The following is a 15,218-nucleotide window of genomic DNA, read 5'->3' as shown; positions in this document are numbered from 1 at the left end:
CTATATAACTACAATTTCATGGTGAAGGGGGGTATTCCAATGTGCGCTTTAAATAAATTAAAGCCACTTTCAAACCCTTCACATACCATTACGCCGAAATTTTTCAATTCGATCACAGGTCTAGTAAAAAGGTTAAGGTTAATTCACTAATTTGTTTTTTTATCTTACGTAATACCTTACAAGAGCGTCATCAGATTTATTTTTACTATTATTTTGAACGTAATTACAAAGCTATTGTTAAATACATCATTAGCAAAAGGCCAATCAAAAATATAAATTGGAGCAATCGTTTTAAATAGTATGTTGAGGCTGGCGTAGCATAATTTATGCGCCTATATTAAGGATACGTAAGTGTTTAGGCAGGCACACTAAATAATAAGTAAGCCGATTAAATAAAAATAACCGTTACTTTTTAAAAAGTTATAAATACATAAACAACAATACTGATTGATTAAGTATTTTACTTTTCTATTATAAGGATTCCAGAATGAGCAACCCTAAAGCAGGCCAATGTCCGGTCATGCACGGCAGTAATACTAAAACGTCTAATCCCAATACTGATTGGTGGCCAAATGCCCTAAACTTAGACATTCTTCATCAGCACGACACCAAATCAAATCCATACAATAGCGACTTTAATTACGCTGAAGCATTTAAATCAATCGATCTTGACGCGCTAAAAATAGACGTAAAAAGCTTAATGACCGATAGCCAAGATTGGTGGCCAGCCGATTGGGGACATTACGGCGGTTTAATGATTCGTTTAGCATGGCACTCAGCGGGTTCATACCGTTTAGCCGATGGTAGAGGGGGCGGTGGTACAGGTAATCAACGTTTTGCGCCACTAAATTCATGGCCAGATAACGGTAACCTTGACAAAGCGCGCCGTTTACTTTGGCCAATAAAGAAAAAATACGGTAACAAGCTTTCATGGGCCGACTTAATTATTTTAGCGGGCAACATGGCATACGAATCAATGGGCTTAAAAACCTTTGGTTTTGCCGGCGGCCGAGAAGATATTTGGCATCCTGAAAAAGACGTTTACTGGGGAGCCGAAAAAGAATGGTTAGCGCCAAGTGACGGCCGTTACGAAAGTGTAGATAAACCAGACACCATGGAAAATCCATTAGCCGCAGTACAAATGGGCTTAATTTATGTCAACCCTGAAGGTGTAAATGGTATTCCTGATCCGCTTAAAACAGCGGCCCAAATTCGCGAAACTTTTGCACGTATGGCAATGGATGACGAAGAAACCGCCGCATTAACGGTAGGCGGACACACAGTAGGTAAAGCGCACGGTAATGGCAAAGCAGAAAACTTAGGACCAGAACCAGAAGCAGCTGACGTACACGAGCAAGGCCTTGGTTGGAATAACACTACAACCCGTGGGATTGGTCGCGATACAGTTACATCAGGTGTAGAGGGCGCATGGACTACGCACCCAACACAATGGGATAACGAATACTGTAAGCTTTTATTAACCTACGAATGGGAACTCACTAAAAGCCCTGCAGGCGCTCATCAGTGGGAGCCTATTAATATTAAAGAAGAAGACAAACCTGTCGATGTAGAAGATTCATCAATTCGTTTAAACCCAATGATGACAGATGCTGATATGGCCATGAAAGTGGACCCAACGTACCGTAAAATTATTGAGCGTTTTTATAACGACTTTGACTACTTTTCAGACGTGTTTGCACGTGCCTGGTTTAAACTAACTCACCGCGATTTAGGCCCTAAATCATGTTACTTAGGTGCCGACGTACCAAGCGAAGACTTAATTTGGCAAGATCCAATTCCAACCGTTGATTACACATTAACAGACGACGAAATTAGCAATCTAAAAACCACATTATTAAACTGTGGTGTTAGTGCCGCTGATTTAATAAATACAGCTTGGGATAGCGCACGTACTTATCGTGGTTCTGATAAACGTGGCGGCGCAAATGGTGCACGCATTCGTTTAGCACCGCAAAAAGATTGGCAAGGTAATGAGCCAGAACGTTTAGCATCAGTACTTAGTGCGCTTGAAAAAGTGCAGGCTGGCTTGAGTAAACCTGTTAGCATCGCCGACTTAATTGTTTTAGGTGGTACAGCAGCCGTAGAACAAGCAGCAAAACAAGCCGGTGTTGATGTAAACGTGCCGTTTGCTCCAGGACGTGGAGATGCAACAGATGAAATGACTGATGCAGAATCGTTTGATGTACTAGAACCAATCCACGATGGTTTTAGAAACTGGCTGAAAAAAGATTACGCAGTGTCAGCGGAGGAGTTATTACTAGAGCGCAGCCAACTAATGGGATTAAGTGCACCAGAAATGTCGGTACTTATTGGTGGGATGCGAGTACTAGGTACTAACTATGCTGGCAGCGAACACGGCGTATTTACAAATAGCGTAGGCTCATTAACCAACGACTTCTTTGTAAACTTAACTGACATGTCAAACCGTTGGGAGCCAACTCAAAAAGGTTTATACAATATAGTAGACCGTAAAAGTGGCACTACTAAATGGACTGCAACACGCGTTGATTTAGTATTTGGATCAAACTCTATATTGCGCGCACTTGCTGAGTTTTATGCACAAGACGACAACAAAGAGCGCTTTGTACATGACTTTGTAAACGCATGGGTAAAAGTAATGAACGCAGACAGATTCGATCTTAAATAATCTGTACGCTAAATAAAAACGGGGGAGTAATAATTTACTCCCCCGTTTTTGCATATAGTCCCGGTCAGTATTACTTATAAAATATTGTAATTTATCTAAGTCATATAAAAATTAGGCATTAAAAAAGGCGGCAAAGCCACCTTTTTATAGAACAATAAAACTTATAGAAGTGCAAAAAGCTTTTGTAGTTGTGGCATATATTCGCTCACAAGTTCAAGGTTGCTTTCGCTTACTAAAGACTCTGTAGACTCCTCAGCTGCGCTTGACGATTTACCAAACGAACCCATTAACGAGCTAGCGCCTTTATCTTTAGCACTTTTCATGCTTTGAAAACCGCCCATTACTTTATTCGCTGTTTCTTGATTATCAGCAGATAAACCCGATTTAAGGTTTTCGATATAAGCCATTGATACTTCAGAACCTACAGTTACTAGTTGCTCTGGTGTAAAGCCGTAGCGGCCTGTAACACCCGCGAAGCTTTTGTATAGGTCTTGCTCTTTAATCATGTTTAGTGCGCTATTAGCTAAAGAGCTTTGTTCGTCAACACTTTGATCTGCAGAACCACCTAACATACTTGCTAAGTTTAAGTCTTTTAAAGACTCTTGGCTGCTTGCCCAGCTCGTTACAGCTGGCAGTGCTTTCATATAGCTTTGAAGTTGACCTTCGTTAATATCTACTGCAAGGCTTGAGAAACTCATTGCTAATAAGCTAAGTGATACAAGTATTTTTTTCATTGAGCATTTCCTAGTATTAAAGTTGTGCCAATTAGAAACTAATAAGCAACACTTGCCAACACAAAATAATATATTGGCTGATTTTATAGTACAATTTATGAGAATTTATTTAAGTTCTAAGAATTTAGTTCATTCACCACAAGCTAATGTACTGATGATATAATACATTTTTGACAAATAGAGCTGAACACAATGTTAACAATTTCAAATACTGTCACTATCGATGAATGGGAACTAGAGCTTACGGCTATTCGTTCGCAAGGTGCCGGTGGTCAAAATGTTAACAAAGTAGCCAGTGCCATTCATTTACGCTTTGATATTAATCGCTCTAAATTACCTGATTTTTATAAAGAGCGTTTGCTAGCCTTAAATGATACAAGAATTACCAAAGAGGGCGTTTTAATAATTAAAGCGCAAAGCCACCGTACGCAAGAGCTAAACCGAGAAGATGCCCTTAAGCGCTTAAAAGATTTAATTCTTAGTGCTACCGTTGTTAATAAAGCGCGTCGTGCCACCAAGCCCAGCCGTAATTCACAGCGAAAGCGCATGGACAAAAAAACTAAACACGGGCAAAACAAAGCGCTACGCGGCAACATAAAGTTTTAGTTTTAAACGGTATTAATAAAGTAGATAAGGGACTTGATGCCTACATGCAGGCACCATTTTTACATCGTATTGTACGTATAAAAAAATAAGTGAGGGGGAGCCTCACTTATATTTAATAACTATTAATACCTACTTAGCCATTTCTAAATCAGATTCTGCATTTGCCAACATTGCAAACTCTTCATCAGCGCTTTTAGCAACTAAGTATTTTGAGCTATAGCCAAAGTAATATGCGGCGCCCACAATAAACAGCACCATAGTGTATAAAAATGCACGAGGGTCAAACGCATACACACCCGTTAATGCTATAAGCGAAAGTACTAAAGCAATACTTGACGTAACTACGCCACCTGGAGTTTTGTACGGGCGAGGTAAATCAGGTTGTTTAACGCGAAGTAAAATATGGCTCAGCGCCATTAATGCATACGAGAGCGTTGCACCTACTACAGCCATTGCAAGTATTAAATCACCCTCACCACTGAGTGATACTAAAAAGCCAAATACTGCCGGTACAATCAACGCACGTGCTGGCACTTTGCGATTAGTCGTAATCGACAACGAACGTGGTAAATAACCGGCTCTAGATAAAGCAAACACTAAGCGACTATAACCATAAATAATAGAGAAAAACGAAGCGACTAAACCCGCAAGCCCTAATATATTTACAACGGTTGCTAAGCCCTCACTACCGGATGCATTTAATGCATCAACTAAAGGCACAGCACTTGCCCCCATTGCAGCAGCACCGCCAGCACCAGGTACTAAAACAACAACTAAAAAAGCAGTAAATAACAAAAAGATCATTGCACCAATAATGCCTTTTGGCACATCTTTAGCGGGATCTTTTGCTTCTTCAGCAGCAAGCGGTACACCTTCAACCGCTAAAAATAACCACATGGCAAACGGTAATGCAGCCCAAACCCCGTACCAACCTAAAGGTAAAAACTCACTGGCTCCCACTGCATCGGTTACGGGGACGTCAAATAAGCGCGATGCATCAAAATTTGTGATTAAAACAAAAGCCGTTGCAATAATAGCTAATACCGCTAAACCACTTATTACCATCATTACTTTAAGCGCTTCTCCTACGCCCGCTAAATGAATTCCCACAAATAGTAAGTAAAATAATGCATATACCCATGGGCCATTAAACCCGGTGAGGGCTTCAACTGCCGAGCCAATAAAAATAACAATAGCAGCGGGTGCTAAGGCATATTCAATTAATACGGCAAGGCCAGTTAAATAGCCTCCCGCTGGCCCCATAGCTTGACGCGCAAAACTATAACCACCGCCTGCAGCAGGTATTGCAGCTGACATTTCAGCAAGCGATAGTACAAGCGCTAAATACATAACCGCCATTAATACTGCAGCAATCGCAAAACCACCCCAACCGGCTTCGGCGATACCAAAGTTCCAGCCTGCAAAGTCACCCGATATTACATACGACACACCCAAACCTGCGAGCAATAACCACCCCGCAGTACCCCGTTTTAACTGTCTTTTAGCAAGGTACTCTGTATTATTATTAGTAGACATAACCTTTCTCCGTTGATGTTTAGTTTTTATTTTTTTATTTCATGTGTTTTTAATTAAAATTACTCAGCAATTAAAAAGTTAGTGGTTGAAACCTGATGCTCAATTACATCATCTTGTGTGCGGTCTTTTAAATTAACCCCAGTTAGTTTCAGTTTTTTAGCTTCACGTAATAAGTACAGTGCGCGTCTCGCCGCTTCTGTATAAGGTAGGCCTGCAGGGCGAATATTCGATATGCAATTACGACATGCATCGTTAAGTCCTGTTTTGGGCTCCCATGTTAAATACAAGCCAAGGCTATCTGGCGAACTAAGTCCTGGGCGCTCTCCTATTAACACCATAACCACCTGCGCATTTAGCAACTCACCTATATCGTCGCCAATCGCTACTCGCCCTTGCTCAACCAAAGTAATGGGGGCAATTTTAAATTGCTTGTCTGTTATAAGATGCGTTAATAGCTCTGTTATAAATGGGTATGCATTTTTTTGTACCGCCAACGACGAAAGTCCATCAACCACTACAATTGCTAAATCGTATTTAGCCTGCGCAGTGTGCTTTTGTTTATTCATATAGCTGAGAAGTACTTGCCTACCATTTTCATCAAGTTTGCGGCCTAAATCGGGTCGCTGAAGGTAAGTAATCCTGTCAACGGCTTGGCTGTGTAAATGCAGGGGAGGGGCAACCTCTTTTAGAGCACTAATACTGCCTAGTTGCTCAGTCATTGCGTTAATATCAAGCGGAAAACTCACCGCATCACGCGCTTGTGCATGAGATAGCTGAAAAGCCAGCATTTCTGAGGTGGGTAAACTTATACCGGCGCGACCAAGCCCAATACGGGCGTCGGTAAAACGCCGTAAATCACTCCAAGGGTTGTGCACTACATTACCGTTATTTTTATGCTCGTTTACTGAGTTATCTAATGGAGTGGTCGGTTTTGAACGTGATTTCATGAGCCACCTCCAGTAATTGCACCCAGAGGTTTAGCAAAAGCGGGAGGCAAGGTATCTGAAAGTGTGATGTCGGTAGTGCTTTGCATAATTTTCATTTTGCTTAGCCATGCTTCAAACTCAGGGGCGGGTCTAGAGCCAAGAACTCGACGCACATATAATGCATCATGAAACGACGTAGTTTGGTAGTTAAGCATAATATCGTCAGAGCCAGGTATTCCCATTACAAACGAGCAACCTGCAACACCTAATAGCGTTAGCAAATTATCCATATCGTTTTGATCGGCCTCTGCATGATTGGTGTAACACACGTCGCACCCCATCGGTATGCCTAGTAACTTAGCGCAAAAGTGATCCTCAAGTCCTGCTCGGGTAATTTCTTTACCATCAAACAAATATTCAGGGCCAATAAACCCCACCACGGTATTAACCAGTAACGGGTTAAACTTACGAGCAACTGCATAAGCGCGAGCTTCACACGTTTGCTGATCAAGCCCATGATGCGCATTTGCTGAAAGCGAACTGCCTTGCCCAGTTTCAAAATACATCACATTATTGCCAACAGTGCCGCGCTTTAAACTCAAAGCGGCATCTTGCGCTTCAGCTAAGGTATTTAAATTAAAACCAAAACTTGAGTTAGTAGCCTCCGTGCCGCCAATCGACTGAAATACCAAATCAACCGGTGCGCCAGCTTCTATACATTCAATAGTGTTAGTAACATGGGTAAGCACACAGCTTTGCGTCGGTATGGCGTATTTTTGAATAACATCATCCATTAATGTCATTAATTTAATGGCCTGGGCAACGTTGTCGGTTGCTGGGTTTATACCTATTACGGCATCGCCATTACCGTATAGCAGCCCATCAAGCATGCATGCAGCAATACCGTTAATATCGTCAGTTGGATGATTGGGTTGTAAACGTGTAGATAAATGCCCAGGGAGGCCAATAGTGTTTCTAAAAGCACTTGTAACATGGCACTTTTTAGCAATTAATATGAGATCTTGATTGCGCATTATTTTGCTAACAGCAGCAGCCATTTCGGGCGTAATACCTTGCCTTATACTTGCAAGTATAGCGGGTGTTGCAAAGTCGCTTAAAAGCCAATTACGAAAATCGCCTACGGTTAAATGTGCAATAGCCATAAAGGCATTGGCATCGTGCTCGTCAATAATTAAGCGTGTAATTTCGTCATCTTCGTAGGGAATAAGTACCTCATTTAAAAATGTTTTAAGAGGTACATCGGCCAATGTCATTTGAGCCACAGCACGTTCTTGTGCTGATTGTGCAATGACACCCGCTAAGCGATCACCCGAACGTTGCGGCGTTGCTTTAGCCATTAACTGGGCTAAGTTCTTGAATTTATAAGTGTGTGTACCTAAAGTGTAACTGTACGCTTGCCCCATGATTTACTCCACATAACTAATATGATAAACCTTGGTATAGGTTTCGCTGCATCTTTAGCTATAAATCAATTTTCAATAGTTACAAGACAGCTTATTTTGTACCAAGTAACTATCGAATTTCGGCAAAAGATTATTTATTAATCCAATTCAATTGGTTACACACGCAAAGCGGTGTTAACTTAACCATAATAAAAGTGTAACGAAAAAGAGCATCCCCTATATGGCGCAGCAAAGTAGCTACAACGCACCACTAAAGAGCAAGGTGCAAACACACGATATAGACGAGCAAGCGCATAGCCTTACTCAATGGCAGCAAAAATACGATCAAATGAGCGACGGCAGCTTTTATGGTTTTATTGAAGAAACAGATTACGCCAATATTCATGTGTTTAAAGAATACACCGAGCGAGCGCTTCGTCAGCAATGTAACATCGCCCCCAATTCTGTTTGGCTTGGCATTCCTTGTCAGTCGCAGCAAAGTAAGATTAATGGTCTAAGTGTGGCAAGTAATCAATTTATGTGCCGTACAAGTGATAATGACTTTGAGCTGATAACCCCTGAGCAATTTAATATTTATGGTTTGGTAATCGATTGGAATTCAATTGAATATATGGCGCAGCTACAAGGCGTAACATTGAAAAACCTGTCATCTGCCCAATCAGCTCGCTTATCGGTAAGCAACTCATCATTACAAACGGCAAGGCAAATAATTAATAGCATGGTTGTAGGCAAGGGCTTTGGACTTAAAACCGAATCACAACAAGATATGCTAAACATGTTGGCACTACACTTATTACAAGCAGATAATCCACAACAAAATATTGCGCCAAGTTATAAACATAGAAAAGCCGTAGTAGATAAAGTAAAAGATTACGTGGCCACAAATCCACAAAACCCAATAACAATAACTGAGCTGTGCGAGCTTTCCTTTGTAAGTAGGCGCACACTTCAGTATAGCTTTGAGAGTATTTTAGGAATTAACCCTTTGCGGTTTTTACGTTTAACACGTTTAAATAATGTAAGGCGGGAACTAAAAAAACCAAACCAAGATAAGCCAATTTCAGTAATAGCAGCCAATTGGGGATTTTGGCATGCGGGACAATTTGCTAAAGATTACACGCAACTATTTGGTGAAAACCCATCACAAACAGTTAAAAAATTCAGCACAGCAGTTTAAACCACCGTGCTCTACAAACTTGTAGGTGCGAATTTACTTCGCGCTCGTGTAACGTGGCTTTAATGCTCTAAAAGTGAAAGCGAGGTATAAAACCTCACCTACATCGTGCAAACAGCAAACCCGTAGGCGCGAATTTATTTCGCGCTTATGTAATTTAGCTTTAATACTTTAAAAGTGAAAGCGAAGTATAAAACCTCACCTACATCGTGCAAACACTAAACCCGTAGGTGCAAATTTATTTCGCGCTTGTGTAACATGGCTTAAATGCTCTAAAAGTGAACGCGAGGTATAAAACCTCAGCTACATCGTGCAAATACCAAACCCGTAGGTGCGAATTTATTTCGCGCTTATGTAACGTGGCTTGTATGCTTTAAAAGTAAAAGCGAGGTATAAAACCTCGCTTACTATATTCAAAAGCCCTATTTGATCGGTGCTATTTAAGCCGCGATTAAATAGGACTCTTGTCCTGAATGTTTGTTGCTGCGTTTAAACGAGCCTTTGCCTTTTTTAGCTTTAACTACTTGTGGTTTAAATAATTTAGAGGTGACCATCGCCGCTAGTGCATTGTGGTTTATAACGCCTCGCCCTGTGTCTACCGCGCTGGTGTTTGCGGTTTTTGCTTTAGATTTTTTAGTCATATATTTCCTATCAGCCAATGGTTATTTTAAGTTAAATAATAAAAAGGCTTTTATATTAGCCTATTTAAGAGATGGCGATTGTAGGCTTAATTTTCAACCGCGCAAGTATTTTTAATGCCCAACAGGTACTTTTTTAGTAATAAAAAAGTATAAAAAAGCGCAGTTAATAACTGCGCTTAATATTACTTAGTTTGCTTTACTTTTTTATAAGATAATTAAAAACTAAAGCTTACTTTTGCATAGTACGTTCTGCCGTCAAAGCCGTATGGTAATGCACGTACTGGATATTTAAATGCACCGTTGGTGATAAAGTTAAGTACTTCGTCGTCGCCTAGCTCGTCTGGCGTTTCGTCAAATACGTTATCGGCACCCACCGAAAGCGCAAACATGTCGTTAATTTGGTAGCTAACATTTAAATCAACTAACACAGCAGATTCAACCGTACTTGTTGGTTTAAACGACCCTGTTGGCGAAAGCTCACCTGGTAATGAAATATGGTCGTTACCAAAGTATTTTACGTCTGTTTCGCCAAAGTAGTTAAAGCGAATGGTTGATGTGTAGGCATCGCGCTCGTAGTCAAACGTAAGCGTTGCACGTTCACTAGGTTGTCCGTCGGTAAAAAAGCTACGTTGTAGGTCGTCAAAAGCAACCGCTTCAGGAATACCGTCTTCAGCATTTACGCCGTCAATTTTAGTATCGTTTAGGTTACCCGCAAAGGTTATTCCTAAATTGCCGCCTTCAACTTCAGTGCGGTACGATGCAATAATATCAACACCTTGCGTAGTAGAATCAACCGAGTTTGAGAAGTAGTTAGCTTGCACTGCTCCTGTTGCTTGTAGCGCTGCAACCGCTTCTGAGCTAAACGATACGTCGTCAGCCGTAAGTAAGCTGCCAAGCGTTATACGGTCTTCAATTTCTACACGGTAAAAATCAACCGTTAACGAAAGCTCGCTTGTTACATCGTAAACAAAACCAGCACTGTAGTTTGTTGAAGTTTCAAGCTCTAAGCTATCTACGCCTAACGCACTTGGGAAGGCTGTACCGGTGTTTGCAGTGAAGGACTGCGTTAATGTGCCGTCTGAGCCTAAGTTAGTTGTAAAGGCTGTATAACCACTTTGTTGAAGCGATGGTGCTCTAAAGCCGGTAGATACCGCACCACGTACAGCAAAATCATCTGAAAATTCATAACGTGTTGCTAATTTACCAATTAAATCATCCCCAGCATCTGAGAAATCTTCATAACGTAGCGCACCACTTACGTTCCATGCGTCGGTGATCATAGTTTCTACGTCTACATAAACTGCGTAGCTGTTACGGTCGCTGTCGTTAGCCGCTTCAGGGCGTAGGCCGTTATAAGCCTGAAAACCACACTGTGCAAATTGGTCCGGATCGTTTACTGATGGGTACGAGGTATCCATATTTGCTAGTCCACAGGCGTATGATGCTTCATCGCCAGGCACTATTTCGTAGTTTTCTTTACGGTATTCAGCGCCTACTGTTACATATAAAGGTTCGCCACGGCCAATATCTACAATACCGTTTACATCAAGGTTAACCGTTGTTTGATCAAATCTAAAACCACCTGAGTAACCGCCACTAGGGCCTGAATTTGCTGCAATATCGGCATCGCTTGCACTTGGGTTGTTAAATAAATACTCAGCCGCGTAAGAAGCGTTTAATGTATTGCGTGATGTAAAGTCGTATTGATTTTCACCATAAACAGCCGATACATCGTAATTCCAATCAGTGTTTATATCGCCTTTAAAACCAAGCGCGACTGAAATATCTTGTGCTTCGTTATATATGCGCGGTAAAAAACCATCGCTATATACTTGAGTTACGTTTTTAGAGGCTTCGTTAAAGTTACGGTAAAAACCATTACCCAGCGCCGTGCGCTCTGAGTAGCCACCAAACGAGTAAAGCTCGCCGTCGCCCATTGGTAATGCCATGTTGTAAAATAACGACGTAAATTCACTTTCTGAGTTACCTTGGCCCCAGCGTACATCTTCACTTAACGTACCTGGTTCAACATTAAGCGAACCACCCGTATCACGCTCGGCGCGGTTAGTGCCATCGGCATCACGGTACTCAAGCGATAGGTTAATAAAGCCGCCTTCGCTGCCTATATCAAAACCACGGTTTAAACCTGCTGAAATAGTGTCGCCGTCACCTTCACTTGTGCCGCCGTATTGTACAAAACCCGTTGTAATACCGGTTGAGTTATTAAGAGATAAGTTAATTACGCCTGCAATAGCATCAGAGCCATATTGCGCCGCTGCGCCATCGCGTAATACTTCAACGCCTTTAAGGGCCGTTAGCGGAATCGCATTCATATCAGTACCCGCAGCGCCTGCGCCTACTGTACCGTTAAGGCCAAAAATTGATTGGTTATGACGACGTTTACCATTTACTAATACAAGAGTTTGATCTGGCTGTAAGCCACGAAGTGTGGCGGGTCTAAATAAATCAGAACCGTCTGATACTTGTGTACGCGAAAAGTTAAATGAAGGCGCTGTCGCTTGAAGGCTTTGGCCAAGCTCGGTAAAGCCACCTTTGGTTAAATCATCTGCGTCAATTAAATCAATAGGAGAAGAAGACTCAGTAGAAGTACGGTTAGATACACGCGATCCTAATACAGATATTTGCTCAATGTTTTTAGCAGCTTGCACTGGTGCTTCTTCTGCGTTAACAATGCTTGGTGCGCTAAACGCGAAAGCAACGGCTACAGCAAGTGTGTTTAAACGGTATGTTGGCATAGTGACGACCCTGTTTTTTTGTGTTCTTATAATATGTGTGTGGTTATGGTGCTCATAACCTGTTGTAAACATCCTAGCAACATATGCAAACAAAAAGAAATGAAAAAAACTAAATATTTGGTCTAAGTATGCAAATAAATTTCAAGATAAGAAAAAACCACCTTTAATCGATTAAAATACACGCTACAAGAGCATTAAACTTCAAAAATAGATCTGTTAATTTTTTATTTACATTGTGGTTTTGTTCGTTAGTTTACGCTTTTAAAGGTAATAGGCAGCGGATGGTCGTACCTGTCCCTAGTGTGCTGTTAACTTCTATTTTTCCGCCATGATCGCTCACCATAGCGTATACAAGTGTCATACCCATACCGGTACCTTCACCAACTTCTTTTGTTGTATAAAAAGGGTCAAACATATGCGCTATTGTGTCTTCACTCATTCCACAGCCATTATCTTTTACCTCAATACAGATATTTGTGTTTAGTTCAAAAATATTGACCTCAATAATGCAGCCTTTTTCTAAATCAAGCTCGCATGCTTGCCAAGCATTCATTAATAGATTTACAAAAATTTGATTAATTGACGATAAATTGCACCAAATAAGTGGTAGTGGTTCAAACCGCGTTTTTATCTCGCATAGTTTGAGTTTGTTACTTAATAATCTTAAAGCATTATTAGCACCCGTTGTTACATCGGTTAGTTGTTTATCTTGCGAGGAGGAGGGGTGGGCAAAGTTTAATAAGTCATGCACAATTTGTTTTATTCGTTTGAGTCCTTCAACGCTGTCGTTAACTTGTCCCTGCAAATTGTTATAAAGCCACGCATACGGATACTGTAAATTGAGTATGTCTATTTCGTGTTTAAAACGGCTTTCTTTAATTTCATTGTTTAAGTATTGCTCGTTAAGCTTTAGCAGCGTGATGAGCAAAGGGGTAGAATTTTGTAAGCTTTCTATATTACTCATTGCATAGGCAAGCGGGGTATTTATTTCGTGGGCTACGCCTGCACAAAGCGTTCCTAAGGTTGCCATTTTTTCGGTTTGCACAAACAGCATTTGCTGGTGTTCTAAATCGGCTACTTTTTTTTGTAATTCATTATTTATGGCAACTAAAACGGTGCTTTTATCTTTGAGTAATTGTTCTGCGGCCAAGCGCAGCTTTTGTTCGTTTAAAAAAGCACGTTCAAAATTACCATCTGATCCATTCATTCCTTTCATCCATATAGATAACTTTATACTTAACGTTTAGTCGTCTACATGCAAATTTGCAACTTTAGTGTGAGCATTTATCTACTTATAGATAATAACCACATTAGGTGACTCCTACTCTATATAAAAGGTAAGCATAAACAGGTCACGGATGTTTTTTTAAGCTATTATTTAGCCAGAAGTAATTTAAAGGCGGCGCAATGACTCAAGCAACACCAAACACACCCATGAATCAGGTTGATGTACTTTGTATTGATGATGACGAAATAGTACTACGTACGTTAACACGACTACTTGAAGTAAATGGCTTAACGGTTATTGTTTGCGATAATCCGCAAAACGCACTAACACTTTTTAAAAACCATGAATTTGGTTTAATTATTAGCGACATGCGGATGCCAGTAATGAACGGTGCCGAGTTTTTAGAAAAAGCGCGTGCGCTGGCACCCGACACTCAACGCATTTTATTAACCGGTTACGCCGATATACAAACAACCCTAGCGGCTGTTAACCAAGGGCAAATAAATGGTTATATTCAAAAACCATGGCAAAACGATTTATTACTTCGAAGCATTAAAGATAGCCTAGAAAAATTTGCGCTAAAAAAGCAAAACAAAAAATTAGAAACACAAGTTAAGGCACAAAACCAAGAACTACTTGAGCTAAACAACACGTTAGAGCAACGAGTAGAAAAACGCACCTTACAAATCAAACAAGTTTTAAAAAAGCTTGAAGACGCCAACGAACGCGAAAAACAAGAGCACAAATCAACCGTTGAGCTGCTATATAATTTTGTTAACGCAAACCCTTACCTTGATGGCAACAAAGCACAAAATATTGCAAATACCTGCACACAAATAGCGCTTTACTTAAACCTGTCGCAAAAAAGCATTGATCTTGCCCCAATGGCGGGTTATTTAGCACAAATAGGTTTGCTTGCTATGGATCCTGAACTTTATAAAAAACCGCTAAATCGGCTAAATGAGCAACAACGTAAGACCTTTTATACTCATCCAAGTACTGCACAATTAATGCTAATGCCAGCAATACATTTACACGATTTGTCGGATGCTATTTATTATCAGTTTGAACGTTTTAACGGAAATGGAATGCCCAAAGGCCTTGCTGGAAACGACATACCGATAGGGGCTATGGTATTAGGTTTAGCGCGCGACTATTGGGATGCGTTTGAGCAGAGCAATGCAAGCGATGAAAAACAGCGCCATGAGGATGCACTCGAAAGTGTAAAACTTTATAGTGGTTCGTTTTACCACCCTAAAATAGTTCGTGCGCTTGAAGCAAGCCATGCAAAACTACACGAACAAAAAAGTATCGCAGGATCAGTACTAATTTGTAATGCCCATGAACTCAAAGATCAAATGATACTCGGCCATGCTCTGCACAGCCATTCGGGTATAATGTTGCTGCCTAAAGGTCATGTATTTAGCCGCAAATCAATAGAAAAACTGCAGCAACTAGAATCTAAAAAACCAGCCCCATTTAGAATTATGGTTAAAACTGCTAAATGATTGATCTAAACGGCAGT

At 40.8% G+C, this 15,218-nt stretch carries 11 protein-coding genes; 4 read left to right on the top strand and 7 right to left on the bottom strand.

Translation table 11 applies throughout. The annotated features are described in order from the left end of the window. Positions 1-487: 487 nt before the first annotated feature. Positions 488-2,668: a catalase/peroxidase HPI gene (katG, locus tag P20429_RS09380; protein WP_007583524.1), complete on the top strand. Its 2,181-nt coding sequence runs from the start codon at positions 488-490 to the stop codon at positions 2,666-2,668. A 161-nt stretch (positions 2,669-2,829) separates the two neighbouring features. Here katG and P20429_RS09385 read toward each other — a convergent pair whose 3' ends face one another. Further along, positions 2,830-3,402 (bottom strand): hypothetical protein, encoded by a 573-nt coding sequence (locus P20429_RS09385; protein WP_007583523.1) that lies wholly within the window; start codon positions 3,400-3,402, stop codon positions 2,830-2,832. Between the two features lie 192 nt (positions 3,403-3,594). On the opposite strand from P20429_RS09385, the gene arfB reads away from it, so the two are divergent. Then, the gene (gene arfB / locus P20429_RS09390) at positions 3,595-4,008 is read left to right on the top strand and encodes an alternative ribosome rescue aminoacyl-tRNA hydrolase ArfB (protein ID WP_007583522.1); all 414 of its coding nucleotides are present in this window, start codon (positions 3,595-3,597) and stop codon (positions 4,006-4,008) included. Positions 4,009-4,137: 129 nt separating this feature from the next. Here the strand turns inward: arfB and eat are convergent, their stop codons facing one another. Genes eat through P20429_RS09405 form a run of 3 tightly spaced genes read right to left on the bottom strand, consistent with a single transcriptional unit; the run spans position 4,138 to position 7,894 of the window. Beyond that, positions 4,138-5,544 (bottom strand): ethanolamine permease, encoded by a 1,407-nt coding sequence (gene eat / locus P20429_RS09395; RefSeq protein WP_007583521.1) that lies wholly within the window; start codon positions 5,542-5,544, stop codon positions 4,138-4,140. Between the two features lie 59 nt (positions 5,545-5,603). Further along, positions 5,604-6,491 carry an ethanolamine ammonia-lyase subunit EutC gene (gene eutC, locus P20429_RS09400; protein WP_007583520.1) on the bottom strand — a complete coding sequence of 296 codons (888 nt, stop codon included), beginning with the start codon at positions 6,489-6,491 and terminating at the stop codon, positions 5,604-5,606. Beyond that, positions 6,488-7,894: an ethanolamine ammonia-lyase subunit EutB gene (locus P20429_RS09405; protein WP_007583519.1), complete on the bottom strand. Its 1,407-nt coding sequence runs from the start codon at positions 7,892-7,894 to the stop codon at positions 6,488-6,490. Before P20429_RS09405 ends, eutC begins: the two co-directional genes overlap by 4 nt. Positions 7,895-8,114: 220 nt before the next feature. Between P20429_RS09405 and P20429_RS09410 the strand changes: the two genes are divergently transcribed. Beyond that, positions 8,115-9,071 (top strand): helix-turn-helix domain-containing protein, encoded by a 957-nt coding sequence (locus tag P20429_RS09410; RefSeq protein WP_007583518.1) that lies wholly within the window; start codon positions 8,115-8,117, stop codon positions 9,069-9,071. Positions 9,072-9,508: 437 nt separating this feature from the next. On the opposite strand, the gene arfA is transcribed toward P20429_RS09410, so the two are convergent. From arfA to P20429_RS09425, 3 genes are all read right to left on the bottom strand, one after another. After that, a complete protein-coding gene (gene arfA, locus P20429_RS09415; RefSeq protein ID WP_007583517.1) occupies positions 9,509-9,709 on the bottom strand; it encodes a ribosome alternative rescue factor ArfA in 201 nt (66 codons plus the stop codon). 215 nt (positions 9,710-9,924) lie between these two features. After that, the gene (locus tag P20429_RS09420; protein WP_007583516.1) at positions 9,925-12,465 is read right to left on the bottom strand and encodes a TonB-dependent siderophore receptor; all 2,541 of its coding nucleotides are present in this window, start codon (positions 12,463-12,465) and stop codon (positions 9,925-9,927) included. Between the two features lie 253 nt (positions 12,466-12,718). Further along, positions 12,719-13,672, bottom strand: a complete 954-nt coding sequence (locus P20429_RS09425) for a sensor histidine kinase (RefSeq protein WP_007583514.1) — start codon at positions 13,670-13,672, stop codon at positions 12,719-12,721. A gap of 200 nt (positions 13,673-13,872) precedes the next feature. On the opposite strand from P20429_RS09425, the gene P20429_RS09430 reads away from it, so the two are divergent. Then, positions 13,873-15,201: an HD domain-containing phosphohydrolase gene (locus P20429_RS09430; RefSeq protein ID WP_007583513.1), complete on the top strand. Its 1,329-nt coding sequence runs from the start codon at positions 13,873-13,875 to the stop codon at positions 15,199-15,201. Positions 15,202-15,218 lie beyond the last annotated feature (17 nt).

Origin of the sequence: Pseudoalteromonas sp. BSi20429 (genome assembly GCF_000238895.1) — a bacterium.
Lineage (GTDB): Bacteria > Pseudomonadota > Gammaproteobacteria > Enterobacterales > Alteromonadaceae > Pseudoalteromonas > Pseudoalteromonas arctica.
Note: the sequence above shows the minus strand (reverse complement) of the source record. Positions and strands in the feature narration are given on the sequence as shown.

Excerpts from the sequence above, each read along its gene's own strand:
- eutC (WP_007583520.1), bottom strand. The coding sequence starts at position 6,491 with ATGAAATCACGTTCAAAACCGACCACTCCATTAGATAACTCAGTAAAC.
- P20429_RS09430 (WP_007583513.1), top strand. The coding sequence starts at position 13,873 with ATGACTCAAGCAACACCAAACACACCCATGAATCAGGTTGATGTACTT.
- P20429_RS09410 (WP_007583518.1), top strand. The coding sequence starts at position 8,115 with ATGGCGCAGCAAAGTAGCTACAACGCACCACTAAAGAGCAAGGTGCAA.
- P20429_RS09425 (WP_007583514.1), bottom strand. The coding sequence starts at position 13,672 with ATGAATGGATCAGATGGTAATTTTGAACGTGCTTTTTTAAACGAACAA.
- P20429_RS09405 (WP_007583519.1), bottom strand. The coding sequence starts at position 7,894 with ATGGGGCAAGCGTACAGTTACACTTTAGGTACACACACTTATAAATTC.
- katG (WP_007583524.1), top strand. The coding sequence starts at position 488 with ATGAGCAACCCTAAAGCAGGCCAATGTCCGGTCATGCACGGCAGTAAT.
- arfA (WP_007583517.1), bottom strand. The coding sequence starts at position 9,709 with ATGACTAAAAAATCTAAAGCAAAAACCGCAAACACCAGCGCGGTAGAC.
- eat (WP_007583521.1), bottom strand. The coding sequence starts at position 5,544 with ATGTCTACTAATAATAATACAGAGTACCTTGCTAAAAGACAGTTAAAA.
- P20429_RS09385 (WP_007583523.1), bottom strand. The coding sequence starts at position 3,402 with ATGAAAAAAATACTTGTATCACTTAGCTTATTAGCAATGAGTTTCTCA.
- arfB (WP_007583522.1), top strand. The coding sequence starts at position 3,595 with ATGTTAACAATTTCAAATACTGTCACTATCGATGAATGGGAACTAGAG.
- P20429_RS09420 (WP_007583516.1), bottom strand. The coding sequence starts at position 12,465 with ATGCCAACATACCGTTTAAACACACTTGCTGTAGCCGTTGCTTTCGCG.